15 protein-coding genes are annotated in these 15,303 nt (G+C 75.2%); 4 read left to right on the top strand and 11 right to left on the bottom strand.

Features of this window, described 5'->3' with window-relative positions:
* Positions 1–68 precede the first annotated feature (68 nt).
* The 8 genes from SNE206_RS00855 to SNE206_RS00890 all read right to left on the bottom strand — a co-directional run bounded on the left by SNE206_RS00855 (position 69) and on the right by SNE206_RS00890 (position 5,533).
* Entirely contained in the window at positions 69–443 is a 375-nt protein-coding gene (locus tag SNE206_RS00855) for a hypothetical protein (protein ID WP_405010493.1), read from the bottom strand.
* An 82-nt stretch (positions 444–525) separates the two neighbouring features.
* Complete coding sequence (locus SNE206_RS00860) at positions 526–960, bottom strand: roadblock/LC7 domain-containing protein (protein WP_407911358.1); 435 nt, start codon at positions 958–960, stop codon at positions 526–528.
* Positions 961–997: 37 nt separating this feature from the next.
* Positions 998–2,065 carry a transcriptional regulator gene (locus tag SNE206_RS00865; RefSeq protein WP_407911359.1) on the bottom strand — a complete coding sequence of 356 codons (1,068 nt, stop codon included), beginning with the start codon at positions 2,063–2,065 and terminating at the stop codon, positions 998–1,000.
* Positions 2,062–2,445: a hypothetical protein gene (locus SNE206_RS00870; protein ID WP_407911360.1), complete on the bottom strand. Its 384-nt coding sequence runs from the start codon at positions 2,443–2,445 to the stop codon at positions 2,062–2,064. Before SNE206_RS00870 ends, SNE206_RS00865 begins: the two co-directional genes overlap by 4 nt.
* 168 nt (positions 2,446–2,613) lie before the next feature.
* On the bottom strand, positions 2,614–3,972 hold the full coding sequence (locus SNE206_RS00875) for an MFS transporter (RefSeq protein ID WP_407911361.1): 1,359 nt from the start codon (positions 3,970–3,972) through the stop codon (positions 2,614–2,616).
* The gene (locus tag SNE206_RS00880; RefSeq protein WP_407911362.1) at positions 3,969–4,607 is read right to left on the bottom strand and encodes a helix-turn-helix domain-containing protein; all 639 of its coding nucleotides are present in this window, start codon (positions 4,605–4,607) and stop codon (positions 3,969–3,971) included. The genes SNE206_RS00875 and SNE206_RS00880 overlap by 4 nt, the downstream gene beginning before the upstream one ends.
* Before the next feature lie 185 nt (positions 4,608–4,792).
* On the bottom strand, positions 4,793–5,122 hold the full coding sequence (locus SNE206_RS00885; protein ID WP_405010487.1) for an ArsR/SmtB family transcription factor: 330 nt from the start codon (positions 5,120–5,122) through the stop codon (positions 4,793–4,795).
* Positions 5,123–5,158: 36 nt separating this feature from the next.
* The gene (locus tag SNE206_RS00890) at positions 5,159–5,533 is read right to left on the bottom strand and encodes a hypothetical protein (RefSeq protein ID WP_407911363.1); all 375 of its coding nucleotides are present in this window, start codon (positions 5,531–5,533) and stop codon (positions 5,159–5,161) included.
* 606 nt (positions 5,534–6,139) lie between these two features.
* On the opposite strand from SNE206_RS00890, the gene SNE206_RS00895 reads away from it, so the two are divergent.
* Positions 6,140–8,986: a DEAD/DEAH box helicase gene (locus tag SNE206_RS00895; protein ID WP_407911364.1), complete on the top strand. Its 2,847-nt coding sequence runs from the start codon at positions 6,140–6,142 to the stop codon at positions 8,984–8,986.
* Between the two features lie 105 nt (positions 8,987–9,091).
* Here the strand turns inward: SNE206_RS00895 and SNE206_RS00900 are convergent, their stop codons facing one another.
* Together SNE206_RS00900 and SNE206_RS00905 are read right to left on the bottom strand one after the other, a co-directional pair.
* Positions 9,092–10,003, bottom strand: coding sequence for a 5'-3' exonuclease H3TH domain-containing protein (locus SNE206_RS00900; protein ID WP_407911608.1), 912 nt, complete (start codon positions 10,001–10,003; stop codon positions 9,092–9,094).
* Between the two features lie 44 nt (positions 10,004–10,047).
* A complete protein-coding gene (locus tag SNE206_RS00905; RefSeq protein ID WP_407911365.1) occupies positions 10,048–11,139 on the bottom strand; it encodes a cation diffusion facilitator family transporter in 1,092 nt (363 codons plus the stop codon).
* 252 nt (positions 11,140–11,391) lie between these two features.
* Between SNE206_RS00905 and chrA the strand changes: the two genes are divergently transcribed.
* Positions 11,392–12,576: a chromate efflux transporter gene (gene chrA / locus SNE206_RS00910; protein WP_407911366.1), complete on the top strand. Its 1,185-nt coding sequence runs from the start codon at positions 11,392–11,394 to the stop codon at positions 12,574–12,576.
* Positions 12,577–12,597: 21 nt separating this feature from the next.
* On the opposite strand, the gene SNE206_RS00915 is transcribed toward chrA, so the two are convergent.
* Entirely contained in the window at positions 12,598–13,320 is a 723-nt protein-coding gene (locus tag SNE206_RS00915) for a gamma-glutamyl-gamma-aminobutyrate hydrolase family protein (RefSeq protein WP_407911367.1), read from the bottom strand.
* Between the two features lie 134 nt (positions 13,321–13,454).
* On the opposite strand from SNE206_RS00915, the gene SNE206_RS00920 reads away from it, so the two are divergent.
* On the top strand, positions 13,455–14,120 hold the full coding sequence (locus tag SNE206_RS00920) for an SDR family oxidoreductase (protein WP_407911368.1): 666 nt from the start codon (positions 13,455–13,457) through the stop codon (positions 14,118–14,120).
* A gap of 73 nt (positions 14,121–14,193) precedes the next feature.
* Positions 14,194–15,285: a DUF2510 domain-containing protein gene (locus SNE206_RS00925; protein ID WP_407911369.1), complete on the top strand. Its 1,092-nt coding sequence runs from the start codon at positions 14,194–14,196 to the stop codon at positions 15,283–15,285.
* Positions 15,286–15,303: the final 18 nt, after the last annotated feature.

Here is a 15,303-nt window from a genome sequence, read left to right on the forward strand (position 1 = left end):
CGGACGGCACGACAACGGCGGGCCGGACGACGCACGTCGTCCGGCCCGCTGCCCGTGGTGGTGGTGCGTCAGACCTCCAGCTCGGCCTCGATGCGCTTCAGCTGGTGGCGGGCCATGGCCAGGTTGGCGCGCTGCTTGTCGAGGGCGAGGTAGAGGAACAGGCCCTTGCCGGAACGGCTGGTGAGCGGCCGGATCAGGTGGTACTGCGAGGACAGGCTGATCAGGATGTCCTCGATCGCCTCCTTGAGATTCAGCATCTCGATGGCCCGCACCTTGGCCCGGACCACGTCCGTGTTGCCCGCCGCGGCCACGTTCAGGTCGAGCTCCGGGCCGCCGCCGATGGTGCCGAGCGCCATGCCGCTGTTGTAGTCGACGAGGGCGACGCCGATCGATCCCTCGATCGAGCTCATCGCGTCCTTGAGGGAGTGTTCGGTACTGGCCATGGTGGGTCCTTCCGTGACGGGGTGTCGTCTGTCGTGGATCGAACGGGGCGAAATGGCGGCCCTTCGGGGCCGGCCGGTGGTCTCAGGGGCGGTCGTGGCGCTCCAGCGCCGCGTCCGCCAGGGCGGCGATCCGGGAGCCCGCCCGGCGCGCCTCGAAGTGCAGCCGGCCGACGTTGGCGTCCGGCCCGGCGAACAGGGTCAGGACGACGTGCCCTCCGGCCGCGTACGTCGCCGTGTAGCCGCCGTCGCCCCGGGTGAGCAGCTCGCGGAACCCGCCCTGGCCGCTGGCCTCGATCAGCCGGGAGCCGACCCCCAGCGCGGCCGCGGTCAGGGCCGCCAGCCCCTCCGGCTCCAGGTCGTTGGTGTCGTGGGCGACGACGAGCCCGTCGGTGGTCGCGACCAGCCCGCCGGTCAGGTGGGGCACGGTGGCCCGCAGGCCGCGCAGTTCGCTGAGCACCTCCGGTTCGGGTAGGATCGGGGACCGCTTCGCCGTGAACTGGCGCAGCGCGCGCTTCATGACGCGGCCGCGGACGGCGTACGGGCGGGTGGGACGCTCACAGTCGGGCCTCCAGAGCGGCTCGGATCCGGAGCAGCAGGGCGATCTCCGGATCGGGCGGGAAGTCGTGCGCCCCCGGCGACGGCAGCAGCACCTGCGGGCGGGCCTGCACCGCAGCGCCCGGCGGCACCGCGGCGGACACCGCCGCCCCGGCCGCCGGCGGGACGGACGACGGATCGGGTGGGACGACCGGGGCCGCTGCCGCCGCGCGGGCCTCGGCGGCGGCGGCCGCCACCGGCCCGGCGGGCGCGGGAGTCTCGACGAGCCCGGCCGCCGCCAGGTGCCTGATGTCCAGCAGCGTGGTGTAGGCGGACCGGCCCAGCAGCCGTGCGATCTGCGAAGGGGTGCGGAAGCCGTCGGCCGCGGCCAGCACCGCCCGGCGGCGGCCGCTGCGGCTGCCCGACCGTCCGGCCCGGTGCGCCCCGCTGCCGGGCGGCAGCGCACGGATCGCGGCCGCGTCGAGCCTGGCGTCCGGCCAGGTGCGGTCCAGCAGGGTGCGGCGCCGGGCGACGGCCAGCCGCAGCGCCCCGGCGGCGAGCGGACGGTGCAGGGTGATGCCCGGCCGTACGCCCGGCAGGAAGCCGATCGGGCCGTCGTTCTGCGGCAGCGCGAAGAAGGCGGCGTCCAGGACGGCGGTCAGCTGGCAGAGTTCGAGTTCGCCGCGGCCGATGCGGCCGGTGGCGACGAGGTGGTCCGCGGCCGGGTGCTCGCGGTGCGCGGCGAGGACGTCGGCCCAGGTGCGGGCGGAGAGCCGCCCGGCCGAGGTCAGGAGCGTGCCGACGTCGGGGGTGGCCGGGCTCTCCGCGTGCACCACCGCGCCGTCGACCAGGTGCACGGTGCCGGCCGAGCCGTGCAGGGCCCCGGTGGCGCCGTCCGCCGACAGGTCGGTCAGGGCGGCCTCGAAGACGGTGGCCGGGGCGAAGCCGGAGCGGTGCCGTCGCGGCAGCCGCGGCACCGCGGCCCGGGGCGGCGCCGACCGGGCGGCGGGCACGGCGGGCACCGCGGTCGGAGGCAGGGCGGGCCGGGGCGGGGCCGGCGGGGCGGAGGGGAGCGTCGGCTGCATCATGCGAGCACCAGCGCCTCGGCGATGCCGGAGAGGCGCAGCCGGGCCATCGCCAGGTTGGCGGTGGCCCGGTCGAGCCGCAGGTAGAGGAAGACGCTGCTGTCGAACGCCGTCTCCACGAACCGGATCAGGTGGTAGGTGCCCGCCGAGGTGACGATGACGTCCTCGGCGGGTGCCGTTCTGGCGGCCGGGTCGGCGAAGGAGGAGGTCTGGGTGATCGCGCGGGCGACCTCGGTGGCGTCGGCGGCCCCGGTGTCGTGGTCACCGCCGGGGCCGGCACCGGCGGCGCCGAGGACGAGGCCGCTGGTCCAGTCGACCAGGCTGGCACCGAGGGCTCCGGTGATGGTCATCGCCTCGGTCAGGCAGTCGTCGATGCCCGGCAATGGTTCGCACCCCTCCTAAGCGCCCCCCGCGGCGCGACCATGGCCACGCCCTCACTGGCTGTAGCCCCATCGAGGCTCAACGCTACCGCGCGGGCGGTGGCGTGGGGGAGGGTTCCGGCACATTCCTCGGGCATATGCCCGAACTCGTGGAACGTCGCCGACCATGCGTCAGATCCCTTCCTGGTCCTGCCTGTCGGGCAGGGCGCGGAGTCCGGGGATCGGCGAGGGCAGCAGCCACAGGAACGAGGTGAGTGCGCCGATCGCGGCGACCCAGAGTGCCGGCCGCAGGCCGAGCGTGCTCCCGAGCACCCCTCCCAGAACCGAACCTAGTGGACGGATGCCGAAGTTGACCGCCTGATAGGCCCCGGTGACCCGGGATCGCAGCCGATCCGGCACAACTGCCGCGAAGAGCGAGCCCACTGTGATATCGAGGATCATCACGCCCACCCCCGACCCGAACACCGCGGCCAGCAGGATCCCGACCACCGTCCACCGGCCGCCGCCCGCCGCGGGCACCAGCAGCAGCGGCGCGGGGTAGGCCACCAGCCCGAGCACCGCGGTCCGGCCGAGCCCGAGCCGCCGGGTGATCCGGCCGGTGACCGCGGCGCCCAGCAGTCCGCCGATCGCGCCGGCGCTCAGCACGGCGCCCAGCAGACCGGCCGAGAGGCCGAGGGTGGTGGTGGCGTACAGCACGAACAGCGCCGCGATCATGAAGGTGAAGAGGTTGACCGTGGCCGTGCCCAGCAGGGAGGCGCGCATCACCGGTGTCGTCCGGATGAAGCGCAGCCCGGCCGCCAGGGCGCCGCGCTCCCGCGGCTCGGCGGGCGGCTCGGTGGGCCGGATGCGGCCCAGGGCGAACGCCGACGCGACGAAGGACAGCGCGTCGGTGACCAGCGCCAGGGGCGCGGCCAGCAGCTGCACCAGCCCGCCGCCGATCCCCGGGCCCGTCGCCGCCGACATCGCCCGGCTGCCGCTCACCAGCGAGTTGCCCTCGACGTAGCGGTCGCCCGGGACGACCGCGACGAACAGGTGGGCGTTGCAGACGTCGAAGAGCACGCTCAGCGTGCCCATCGCGAAGGCCACCGTGAACAGCTGGGTGAGCGTCAGCACGTCGAGCACGTACGCCACCGGCACGGTGAGCAGCAGCACCGCCCGTCCGAGGTCGGCGGCGATCATCACCCGGCGGCGGTTCGCCCGGCGGTCCGCCCAGGTGCCGGCGGGCAGGGCGAACAGCAGGCTGGGCAGCCAGCCGGCCGCGGTCAGCAGGCCCATCCGGCCGGCGTCGGCGTGCAGCGTGCCGACGGCGACCAGCGGCAGCACGATGGCGGTCACCTGGTCGCCGACGGAGGAGATGCTCTGGCCCGTCCAGTACCGCCGGAACTCCCGGACGCGCAGCAGGGCGGGTATCGGCGTCCGCCGGGTGCGGGCGGGCGCGGGCGCGGGTGCGGGCGCGGTGCCGGGGGCCGGAGCTGTGGCAGGGGTGGTGGCCGGGGCCGCGGTCGGGGTGCTGGTCGGGGTGGTGCTCACGGTGCGGCCTCCGCCGGGGTGTCGGTGCCCGGGGCGGGCGGTGCCGTGTCGGAGGGCAGGGCCATCCGGACGAGCAGGACGGGCCGGCTGCCGGCCGGGCGGTCGGCCGGGCGGTCGGCCGCGCCGCCGAGGCGGCCGAGGTAGGGGCGCATCAGGGCGTCCATGCCGGCGGTGAGCCCGGCGAGCTCTTCGGCGGTCAGGTGGAGCAGGGTGTCGGAGATGCCGGCGGCGTGCTGCCAGGCGGGCTCCTCGGTGCGCTGGGCCGCCAGCCAGTGTTCGGCCAGGGCGGCGTAGCGCTCGACCACCGTGCGCTGGAGCGCGCCGGCCGCCTCGGCGGTGGCCGGGTCGGCGTCGGCGGTGTCCCAGCTGGTGTGGAGGGCGGTGGCGCGCCAGGGCTTCTCGCGGCCGCGGCCGCCGCCGGCCTCTTCCACGAGGCCGTAGCGGGCGAGCTGGCGGAGGTGGAAGGAGCAGCTCGCCACGGACTCGCCGACCAGGCCGGCGGCGCGGGTCGCGGTGAGCGGGCCCTCCCGCCGGAGCAGGCCGACGAGGGCCATCCGGGTGGGGTGCGCGTAGGCGCGCAGGGCCCGCGGGTCGGTCAGCCGCACGGTGGGCGGTGGGGGCTCGGGCTCTGACATACATATAAAGATATCTTTAGAAAGAACTCTTTACAAGCGGAGGCGGGTGTGCCGGGAACGCCCGTCCGGCCGGTCCGTCCGCAGGTCGGCGGGGTGTGTCGGTGCACGGACGGACGGGTTGCACCGTACCCTCCGGCCCCGGCCGCCCCTCGTGCGGGTCGGCCGGGGCCGGAGGCCGGCGGGGATCAGTCGGACGCCCGGAGCTCGGCCAGCAGCACGCCCTGGTCCTGCAGCAGCTCGGTGAGGATCCGCCGGGCGGCGCGCAGCAGGTCCGCGACGTCCGCACCGGCCAGGGCGTAGACGACCGTCGAACCCTCGCGGGTGGCGGTCACGAGGCCGGCCCGGCGCAGCTGCGCGAGCTGCTGCGACAGGCTGGACGGCTCGATGTCGATGTCCGCGAGCAGGTCGCGGACGGGCGTGGGGCCGGCCTGCAGCAGCTCCAGCACCCGGATGCGGACCGGGTGCCCGAGCATCCGGAAGAACTCGGCCTTCGCCTGGTACAGCGGTACGGGCACGCGTCCCCCTCTCCGTCGCCGTGCCGGGGGTGCCGGTCAGACTTCGAGGCCCGCCTCGATGCGCCGCAGCTGGTGGCGGGCCATGGCCAGGTTGGCGCGGGTGCGGCTGAGGGCGAGGTAGAGGAAGAGCCCGCGGCCGGTGGTGGTGGTGAGGGGCCTGATCAGGTGGTACTGGCTGGTCAGCGTGATCAGGATGTCCTCGATCTCGTTGTCGTGGAGGTTGAGCATCTCCATCGTCCGCATCTTGGCGCGGACGAGGTCGGTGTTGCCGGCGGCGGCGACGTTGAGGTCGAGGTCACCGCCGTCACTGAGAGCACCCAGTGCCATGCCGCTGCCGTAGTCGACGAGCGCGACGCCGATCGCGCCCTCGATCGCCATGGCCTCCTTGAGCGCGGTCTCAGGGTTCGCCATCGTCTTCCTCCTGCTGTCGCCGGTGCCCCGGACGGCCGGGGCGGGTTCGGCACCGACTGTAGGGAGGCCGTCGCGAAATCTTCGGTCGATGATCAGAAGAGACCGTGAATGACCGTTCAGGGATCGTTCCGAGGCGTTTCGGCTACTGGTTGAAGACATTTGCAACTCAGGATGTGAAAGAACGGCCAGTCGCCCGCCCCGTGCGGCGTGCACGGCCGGGCCGCTCCGGTGCGCCGCCGCCGGGACGCGCCGCGCCCGGCGCCCGGGAGTGAAGGCCGAACGCGCCTGCGAGGAAAGGGGACGACTCGGTCACGCGGTGCGACGGCCCGGGGCTCCGAACCCCGCGGCGCGCCCGTCCGGACCCCGCCGGACGCCCGCGCGCTCCCCGCCGGACACCCGCCCCCGACCTGACCCGAAAAACGGTGCTATCGATGTCGGCCACGCCGGGTAACCTCTGGGCGAGATGCTCGATCACCACAGCAACCACACCCGCTGCGGCCCTGCCCGACGCTCGTCGCGCCCGGCCCCGCAGCCGCAGGCGTCGCCGTCTGCGCACCCGTCAGGCCCGCACGGGCAGCACACCCACGGGAAGAGAAGGTGACGCCGATGAACGCCCCCCTGCCCGAGGAGCAGCTCAGTCCGGCCGAGGCCTACGCGGCCTCCCGCCGCCGGGCCGCCGAACAGGCCACCGCCCTCCACGGCTTCCAGCAGCTCTACGACTTCCCGCTGGACCCGTTCCAGATCGAGGCCTGCCAGGCCCTGGAGGCCGGCGAGGGCGTGCTCGTCGCCGCGCCCACCGGCTCCGGCAAGACCATCGTCGGCGAGTTCGCCGTCCACCTGGCGCTGGCGAGCGGCCGCAAGTGCTTCTACACCACGCCGATCAAGGCGCTGTCGAACCAGAAGTTCGGCGACCTCGTGAAGCGCTACGGCGCGGCCAAGGTCGGCCTGCTGACCGGCGACAACAGCGTCAACGGCGACGCCCCGGTGGTCGTGATGACCACCGAGGTGCTGCGCAACATGCTGTACGCCGGCTCCCGCGCCCTCGACGGCCTCGGCTACGTGGTGATGGACGAGGTCCACTACCTCGCCGACCGCTTCCGCGGCGCGGTCTGGGAGGAGGTCATCATCCACCTCCCCGAGTCGGTCGTGCTCGCCTCGCTCTCCGCGACCGTCTCCAACGCCGAGGAGTTCGGCGACTGGCTGGACACCGTCCGGGGCGGCACCCAGGTCATCGTCTCCGAGCACCGCCCCGTGCCGCTCTGGCAGCACGTCATGGCCGGCAACCGGATGTACGACCTGTTCGCCAACCCGGACCGCGACGGCCGCCCCAAGGCCGCGCCCCGCAACCCCGCCAAGGCCGTCAACCCCGAACTCGTCCGCCTCGCCCGCTCCGAGATGGACCGCACCGGCAGCCGCGACCGCTTCGCGAAGGGCCGCGGCCGCTCCATGCCCACCGGCCGCCCCGGCCGGATCTGGACACCCGGCCGCGTCGACGTCATCGAACGCCTCGACGCCGAGGGCCTGCTGCCCGCCATCACCTTCATCTTCAGCCGGGCGGGCTGCGAGGCGGCCGTCCAGCAGTGCCTCTCCTCCGGCCTGCGGCTCAACCGCGACGCCGAGCGCCGGCAGGTCCGGGAGTTCGTCGAGCAGCGCTGCCACGACATCCCCGACGAGGACCTGCACGTCCTCGGCTACTTCGAGTGGCTGGACGGGCTGGAGCGCGGCATCGCCGCCCACCACGCCGGCATGCTGCCCCGCTTCAAGGAGGTCGTCGAGGAACTCTTCGTGAAGGGCCTCGTCAAGGCCGTCTTCGCGACCGAGACCCTCGCCCTCGGCATCAACATGCCCGCCCGCTCGGTGGTCATGGAGAAGCTCGTCAAGTGGAACGGCGAGACCCACGCCGACATCACCCCCGGCGAGTACACCCAGCTCACCGGCCGTGCCGGGCGCCGCGGCATCGACGTCGAGGGCCACGCCGTGGTGCTCTGGCAGCGCGGCATCGACCCCGAGGGGCTGGCCGGCCTCGCCGGCACCCGCACCTACCCGCTGCGGTCGTCCTTCCGCCCCTCCTACAACATGGCCGTCAACCTCGTCGGCCAGTTCGGCCGGCACCGCTCGCGGGAGCTCCTGGAGACCTCCTTCGCGCAGTTCCAGGCGGACCGCTCGGTCGTCGGCATCGCCCGCCAGGTGCAGCGCAACGAGGAGGGCCTCGACGGCTACCGCGAGTCGATGACCTGCCACCTCGGCGACTTCGACGAGTACATGGCCCTGCGCAGACAGCTGAAGGACCGTGAGAACGAACTCGCGCGCGAGGGCACCGGCCAGCGCCGCTCCGCCGCGATCGAGGCCGTCGAGCAGCTCAAGCCCGGCGACGTCATCCACGTGCCGACCGGCAAGTTCGCCGGCCTCGCCCTCGTCCTCGACCCCGGTCTGCCCCCGGTGCACCGCGGCGGTCCGCGGCCGGGCCGGCACCCCGACTTCGAGGACGGTCCGCGCCCGGTCGTGCTCACCGCGGAACGCCAGGTCAAACGCCTCGCGATGATCGACTTCCCGTACCCGGTCAGCGCCGTCGACCGGCTGCGCATCCCGAAGTCGTTCAACCCGCGCAGCCCCCAGTCGCGCCGCGACCTCGCCTCCGCCCTGCGCACCAAGGCCGGCCACCTCGAACCCGAGCGCTACCGCCGCGGCCGCGCCGCCGCCGCGGACGACCCCGAGATCAGCCGGCTGCGCGCGACCCTCCGCCAGCACCCCTGCCACGGCTGCGACGAGCGCGAGGACCACGCCCGCTGGGCCGAGCGCTACCACCGCCTGCACCGGGACACCGAGCTGCTGGAACGCCGCATGCGCTCCCGCACGCACACCATCGCCCGCACCTTCGACCGGGTCTGCGGCCTGCTCACCGACCTCGGCTACCTGCAGGGCGACACCGTCACCGACAGCGGCAAGCGCCTCGGCCGGCTCTACGGCGAGCTCGACCTGCTCGCCTCCGAGTGCATCCGCGAGGGCGTCTGGAAGGGCCTCGGCGCCGCCGAGCTCGCGGCCTGCGCCTCCGCCCTCGTCTACGAGTCGCGGCAGGCAGACGACGCCACCGCGCCCCGCGTGCCCGAGGGCGGCACCAAGGAGGCCCTCGGCCGGATGATCCGCATCTGGGGCCACCTCGACGCCCTGGAGGAGCAGCACAAGATCTCCACCGCCGAGGGCGTCGGCCAGCGCGAGCCCGACCTCGGCTTCGCCTGGGTCGCCTACCGCTGGGCCCTCGGCCACAACCTGGACTCGGTGCTCCGCGAGGCCGAACTCCCGGCCGGCGACTTCGTCCGCTGGACGAAGCAGCTGATCGACGTCCTCGGCCAGATCCAGGACGCCGCCGGCGAGGACGCCGACCTGCGCACCACCGCCCGCAAGGCCGTCGACGCCCTGCGCCGCGGCATCATCGCGTACTCCTCGGTCGGCTGACCTGCCGTCCACGACCGCGGGCGGCCCCGTCGACGGGGCCGCCCGCAGTCGTGCCCGGCCGACCCGCGCGGACCCCGTGGGCGTACGCCCCGGGGATCCGCGGCGTCAGAGCGTGCCGCCGCCCAGTACGGCCAGGAGGCGCTCCAGGGAGCCGCCGAGGCCCCAGCGGGCGGCGAGGTGTTCCAGGGCCATCGGGTCGAGCGGTTCGGCGGGCAGGCCGGGGTCGAACTCCGGGAGGGGCACGTCCAGGGCGACCCGGACGACGGTCGGGGCGACGTCCAGGTAGGGCGCGCCCTCCAGCAGGTTCCGGCGCCGGGCCGGGGTCAGCTTCGACGCGGGGTCGGCCGCGGCGGCCCGGACGCCCGCCAGGTCGCCGTAGGTCCGGATCAGCTGGGCGGCGGTCTTCTCGCCGATGCCCTTCACTCCGGGCAGGCCGTCGCTGGCGTCGCCGCGCAGGGCCGCCATGTCGGCGTACGAGGCGCCGTCGACGCCGTACTTCTCCAGCAGCGCGGCGTTGTCGACGGTCTGCGCCGAGCCGACGCCCTTGACCGGGTAGACGACGGTGATGCCGCGGGCGTCGTCGACGAGCTGGAAGAGGTCGCGGTCGCCGGTGACGATCTCGACGGGCCCGGCGGAACGGGCGGTGAGGGTGCCGATGACGTCGTCGGCCTCGTAGCCGGGGACGCCGACCCGGGCGATGCCGAGCGCGTCGAGCACCTGCTCGATCACCGGCACCTGCGGTGCGAGCGTGTCGGGGATCTCCTCCTCGCCGTCGACGGCGGGCTCGGCGGCGAGCCGGTGCGTCTTGTACGTGGGGATGAGGTCGACCCGCCACTGCGGCCGCCAGTCGGCGTCCATGCAGGCGACCAGGTGGTCCGGGCGGTGGTCCTGGACGAGCCGGGCGATGAAGTCGAGCAGACCGCGGACGGCGTTCACCGGCTCGCCGTCCGGGGACTTCAGGGACTCCGGCACGCCGAAGTAGGCACGGAAGTAGAGGCTCGCGGTGTCGAGCAGCATCAGGCGCGGTGCGGTCACGCCCCGCATCATGCCGTACGGGACCGTCAGTGCTCGTGCGGCCCGCTGCGGTGCACCGGGCCGTGCGCGTCGGCGCAGTGCTCGACCCCGGCCACGGCCGTCCGGCTGATCTGCAGCAGCTCCTGGTCGGCGTCCTCGCCGATGTGGTCGACCTGCAGGGTGGCGTGCCCGATCGCGTACTCCTCGCGGACCCGGCGCTGCAGCTCCCGCCGGACGGCGTGGCAGTCGCCGCCGCGCGCGACCAGCACGTGCGCGGAGAGGGCGGGCTCGCCCGAGGTGATCTCCCAGATGTGCAGGTCGTGGATCTCCTCGACCAGCGGCACGGCCACCAGGCGGTCGGCGACCGCGTCGGGGTCGATCCCGGCGGGCGCGGCCTCCAGGAAGATCCGCGCCGAGTCACGCACCAGCCCGGACCCGGCCCGCACCATCAGCGCGACCACCACCAGCGACGCGATGGCGTCCGCCCGGACGAAGCCGGTGAGCAGCACGACCAGACCGGCCAGCGCGGTCGCCACGAAGGCGTACAGGTCGGTCAGCACGTGCTGGAAGGCGCCCTCGACGTTGAGCGAGCTGCGGTTGGCCTTCGACAGGCACCAGGTCGCGGCGACGTTGACGACGATGCCGACCAGGGCCGTGGCGAGCACGAGCCCGCCGGCGACGTCCGGCGGCGAGATCAGCCGGGTCACCGCCTCGTACGCCAGCCACGCCGACAGCACCAGCAGGGTCACGCCGTTGGCCTGGGCGGAGAGGATCTCCGCCCGCTTCAGGCCGTAGGTGTAGCCGCCCTTCGCCGGGCGGGCGGCCAGCCGCATCGCGACCAGGGCCAGGGCGATCGACGCCGCGTCGGTGAGCATGTGGGCGGCGTCCGAGATCAGGGCCAGCGACCCGGCGGCCAGACCGAGCACGACCTCGCCCACCATGAAGACGCTGATCAGCACCAGGGCGGCGACCAGCCAGCGGCGGTCGGCGTCGGCGGCCACCGCGTGGCTGTGCCCGCGTCCCCCGTGGCCGTCGGCGTGCCCGTGGTCCCCGTGGCCGTGGCCGTGGCCGTCCGCGGGGCCGCGGCCGTGCCGGTGCGTGGTGCCGTGGTCGTGCTCGTCGTCGTGGCGCCAGGCCATCGGAGTCCTCTCCCGCGCGTCGTGCCCGTCCCCTTGCCCGTTCGGGCGCTCACGGCCCGCACCCGAAGTGAACCGCACTTCGGAGGAAGATCCAAAGACTGCAGTGGTCACCGTTGTCGTTGCCGTACACCGTCCGTACACCCGGGGACGGTACGGTCCGCACGGCAGCGGCAGCGGCAGCGGCAGCAGCAGCGGTGACGGTGACGGTGACGGTGGCCGCGCGAGGCCGACGAGGGCAGGGGAGGGCGGGCGGTGGCGGAGCAGGACGGCCGGGTGGGGCTCGGCACGATCGCACGGGAGTGGGGACGGATCGGCGTCCTCGGCTTCGGCGGGCCGCCCGCGCACATCCTGCTGCTGCGCCGGCTCTGCGTGGAGCGGCACCGACGGCTCTCCGCCGAGGAGTTCGAGGACGGTGTCGCGGCCACCAACCTGCTGCCGGGCCCGGCCTCCACCCAGCTGGCGATCTTCACCGCCTGGCGGCTGCGCGGCACTCCGGGCGCGCTGACCGGCGGGTTCTTCTTCATCGCGCCGGGCCTGGTGATGATCATCGCCCTGTCTGCGCTCTTCCTGGGCGGCGACCCGCCGCGCTGGGTGCTGGGCGCCGCGGCCGGCGCGGGCGCGGCCGTTCCGGCGGTCGCGGTGCAGGCGGCGGCGGCCCTCGTCCCGGCCGGGCTCGCCCGGATCGGTGCGACCCGGGCGGCGGGCGGGGCGGCGGGGCCGCGGCTGCGCTGGGCCGGCTACGCCCTGGCCGGCGCCACGGCCGCGGTGCTCGCCGGCCCGTGGCTGGTGCTGGTCCTGCTCGCGGCGGGGCTGACCGAGGTCGCCGTCCGCCGTGCCCGTCCGGCACCCGGGCGGCGGCGGACCGCGCCGCTGCTGCCCGTGCTCGCGGCGGCACCGGCGGCGGGCGGCCTCGGCGCGCTCGCCTGGGTCGCGCTCAAGGTGGGCGCGCTCTCGTACGGCGGCGGGTTCGTGATCATCCCGCTGATGCAGGCGGACGCGGTGCACCGGCACCACTGGATGACGGACGGGCAGTTCCTGAACGCCGTCGCGCTCGGCCAGATCACCCCCGGTCCGGTGGTGCACACCGTCGCCGCGGTCGGCTACGCCGCGGCGGGCCCCGCCGGGGCGCTGTTCGCCGCGGCCGTCGCCTTCGCCCCGTCGTTCGCGTTCGTGGTGTTCGGTGCGGCGCACTTCGACCGGCTGCGGGCCGACGCCCGCGTGCAGGACTTCCTCACGGGGGCGGGCCCGGCGACGGTCGGGGCCGTCGCCGGGTCGGCGCTGCCGCTGGCGCTCGCCCTGCACCACGGCTGGCAGTTCGCGGTGCTCGCGGCGGCGGTCGGGTGGCTGCCGGTCGCGCGGCGCGGGGTGGTCGGCTGCCTGCTGGCCGCGGGCGGGCTCGGGGTGCTCGCGGCGGCCGCGGGGCTGCCGGTCGCGTGAGCGGGTCCGCGGGAGCGGGGCTCAGCCCGGCACGGCCGCGGCCCGGGCGGCCGCCGTCCGCACCAGGGCGGTCATCAGCCGCAGGTCGTCGCCCTGCTCGGGGTGCCACTGCACGCCGATCGTGAAGCCGGCGCCCTCCACGGCCTCGACGGTGCCGTCCTCCGCCCACGCCGAGACGGACAGGCCCGCGCCGAGCCGGTCCACCGCCTGGTGGTGGAAGGTCGGCACGTCGACCGAGGCCTCCGGCAGCAGCGCGCCGACCAGGGTGCCGGGCACCGGCCGCACCGGGTGGCGCCCGTAGGTGCCGGCCGCGCCGACGTGCCCGAGGTGGCCGACGACGTCCGGCAGGTGCTGCAGGAGGGTGCCGCCGCACACCACGTTGAGGAGCTGCATGCCGCGGCAGATGCCGAGCACCGGCAGCCCGGCGTCGAGCGCGGCGCGCAGCAGGGCCGTCTCCCAGGCGTCCCGCTCGGGCTCGGAGGCGACCGTCTCCGGGTGCCGGGCCGCGCCGTACCGGGCGGGGTCGACGTCCGAGCCGCCGGCGATCACCAGGGCGTCGATCCGGGCGACGGCGTCGGCGGCGTGCTCGGCCGCGTCGGGCGGCAGCAGGACGGCGAGGCCGCCCGCGGCCTGCACCACGGCCGGGTAGCGCTCGCCCAGCAGGACCGTGCGGATGGTGTCCCAGCGGCCCCAGGCCGCTTCGAGGACGTGGGTGCTGATGCCGATCACAGGCCGTGGTGTCATGGCGCGCATTCTGCCGCCTCACCTGCTGCGACGTGGTGATCTGCCGTGTCGGCACGTCCGGTACCCCCGCCGTCGGCGGTACGACGTACGGTAACCGTGTCGTGTCGGAGCGTGGTGGCGTGGGAGGTGGGCGCATGGACGGGGCGCATCCGGAGGCGGTGCCCGGGCGGCTGGCCGGGCGGGTCGCGGTGGTGACCGGGGTCAGCGGCTTCGCCGGGGAGGCGGGGGCGGCGGTCGCCCGGCGGTTCGCCGCCGAGGGCGCGCGCGTGGTCTGCGCCGATCCGGACGAGCGGGCGGGGCAGGCGGTCGCGCGGTCCGTCGGCGGCCTGTTCGTGCACACCGACCCGCTCGACGAGTCCATGGTGGAGGCGCTCTTCGACGAGGCGTACGAGACGCTGGGCGGGGTCGACACCGTGGTCAACGGCCCGTGCGGGGCGCCGCCGGCCGACGGTCCGGTGCTCGACGTGCCGCCCGGCGCCTGGCGGGTCGTCCAGGACACCCGGCTCACCGCGGTGTTCCTGGGCTGCCGGGCGGCGCTGCCGTACCTGCGGCGGCACGGGCACGGCTCGGTGGTCAACCTGGCGGGCCCGGCCGCCGAGGGCGGGGTGGCCGCGGCGGTGGCGGCCGCCGGCGTCGCCGAGCTCACCCGGGTGCTGGCCGGACAGTTCGGCCCGGAGGGCATCCGGGTCAACGCGCTGGGCGGGGGAGGCGACGCGACCCGGCTCGCGGCCGCCGCCGCGTACCTCGCGAGCGACGACGCGGCGGGGGTCAACGGCACCCTGATCCGATTCTCACCGTAATCTCATCGCGGAACGGGCGATTCGGGCCCCGCGCTGATATCGGGCTTATGTGCGCGCCCTTAGATTCGGTGCCGTGAGCGAGCAGATTCCCGCCGGGTGGTACCCGGACCCGAAGGACACCACGACCGACCCGCGCCCCGAGCGCTACTGGGACGGCACCGGCTGGACGGCCACCACCCGGCCCGCCCCCGGCGGGCCGGCCGCCGCAGGGCCCGACGACGCCGCCCCCGGCGGCACCACCGTGCTGGAAGGCCGGATCCTGGAGGACGACTCGACCGTCCGCTACCCCGAGCTGCCGCCGATGCCGGTGGGCGCCCCGCCGAAGAAGGCCCGGCGCAAGCCGTCCCGTGCCGTGGTGGTCGCCGCGGCCGTCGCGGCGGTGGCGGGTCTCGCGGTCGGCTCCGGCGTCACGTACGCGGCGATGGACGACGGCCCGGATGCCGGTCCGCGCATCGCGGACGGCCGGGGCGGCGCCCGCCCCGGCGGCGGCGACGCGTTCGCCGGGCCGGAGGGCGGCTTCCCCGGCTTCGGCCTCCCGGGCCAGGGCGAGGGCAACGGCCAGGGCAACGGCCAGGGCGGCGGGAACGGCCGGGGCAACGGCAACGGCAACGGCCAGGGTGGCGGCCAGGGTGGCGGCTCGCAGGCCGCCGACACCGCCGTCGACGTCCGCAACGCCATCAGCCTGCCCGTCCCGGCCGGCTGGACGGGCGGCACCAACACCACCGGCTACGCCGCGCTCAGCATCGGCTCCTACACCTGCGCCGACGGCAAGACCCAGTGCTCGCTGGCCGGGGCGAACTCCGGCAACCTCACCGGCAGCGACGCCAAGCAGGCGGCGCTCGCCGACATCGCGGCCGCCGCCGAGGACTCGTACGGCAAGATCACCTCCCACCAGGAGGTGAAGTCGGAGGCGGTCACCGTCAACGGCAGGAGCGGCTACCTGGTGCGCTGGAAGGTCGACGCCCCGCAGGGCAACGACGGCTACGTGGAGACGGTGGTCTTCCCCGGCGCCAAGGCCGGCACGCTGATCTCCGTGCACCTCGGCTTCGACATCGCCGACAAGGCGCCCGACGTCGCCGTGATGGACACCATCGTCAAGGGCATCGCCACCGCCGAGGGCGCCGGCGCGGGCGTCGGCGGCACCTCGGACGGCACGAACACCTGAGCCCGGGCCCGGCCTTCC

It is taken from the genome of Kitasatospora sp. NE20-6 (assembly GCF_045862635.1).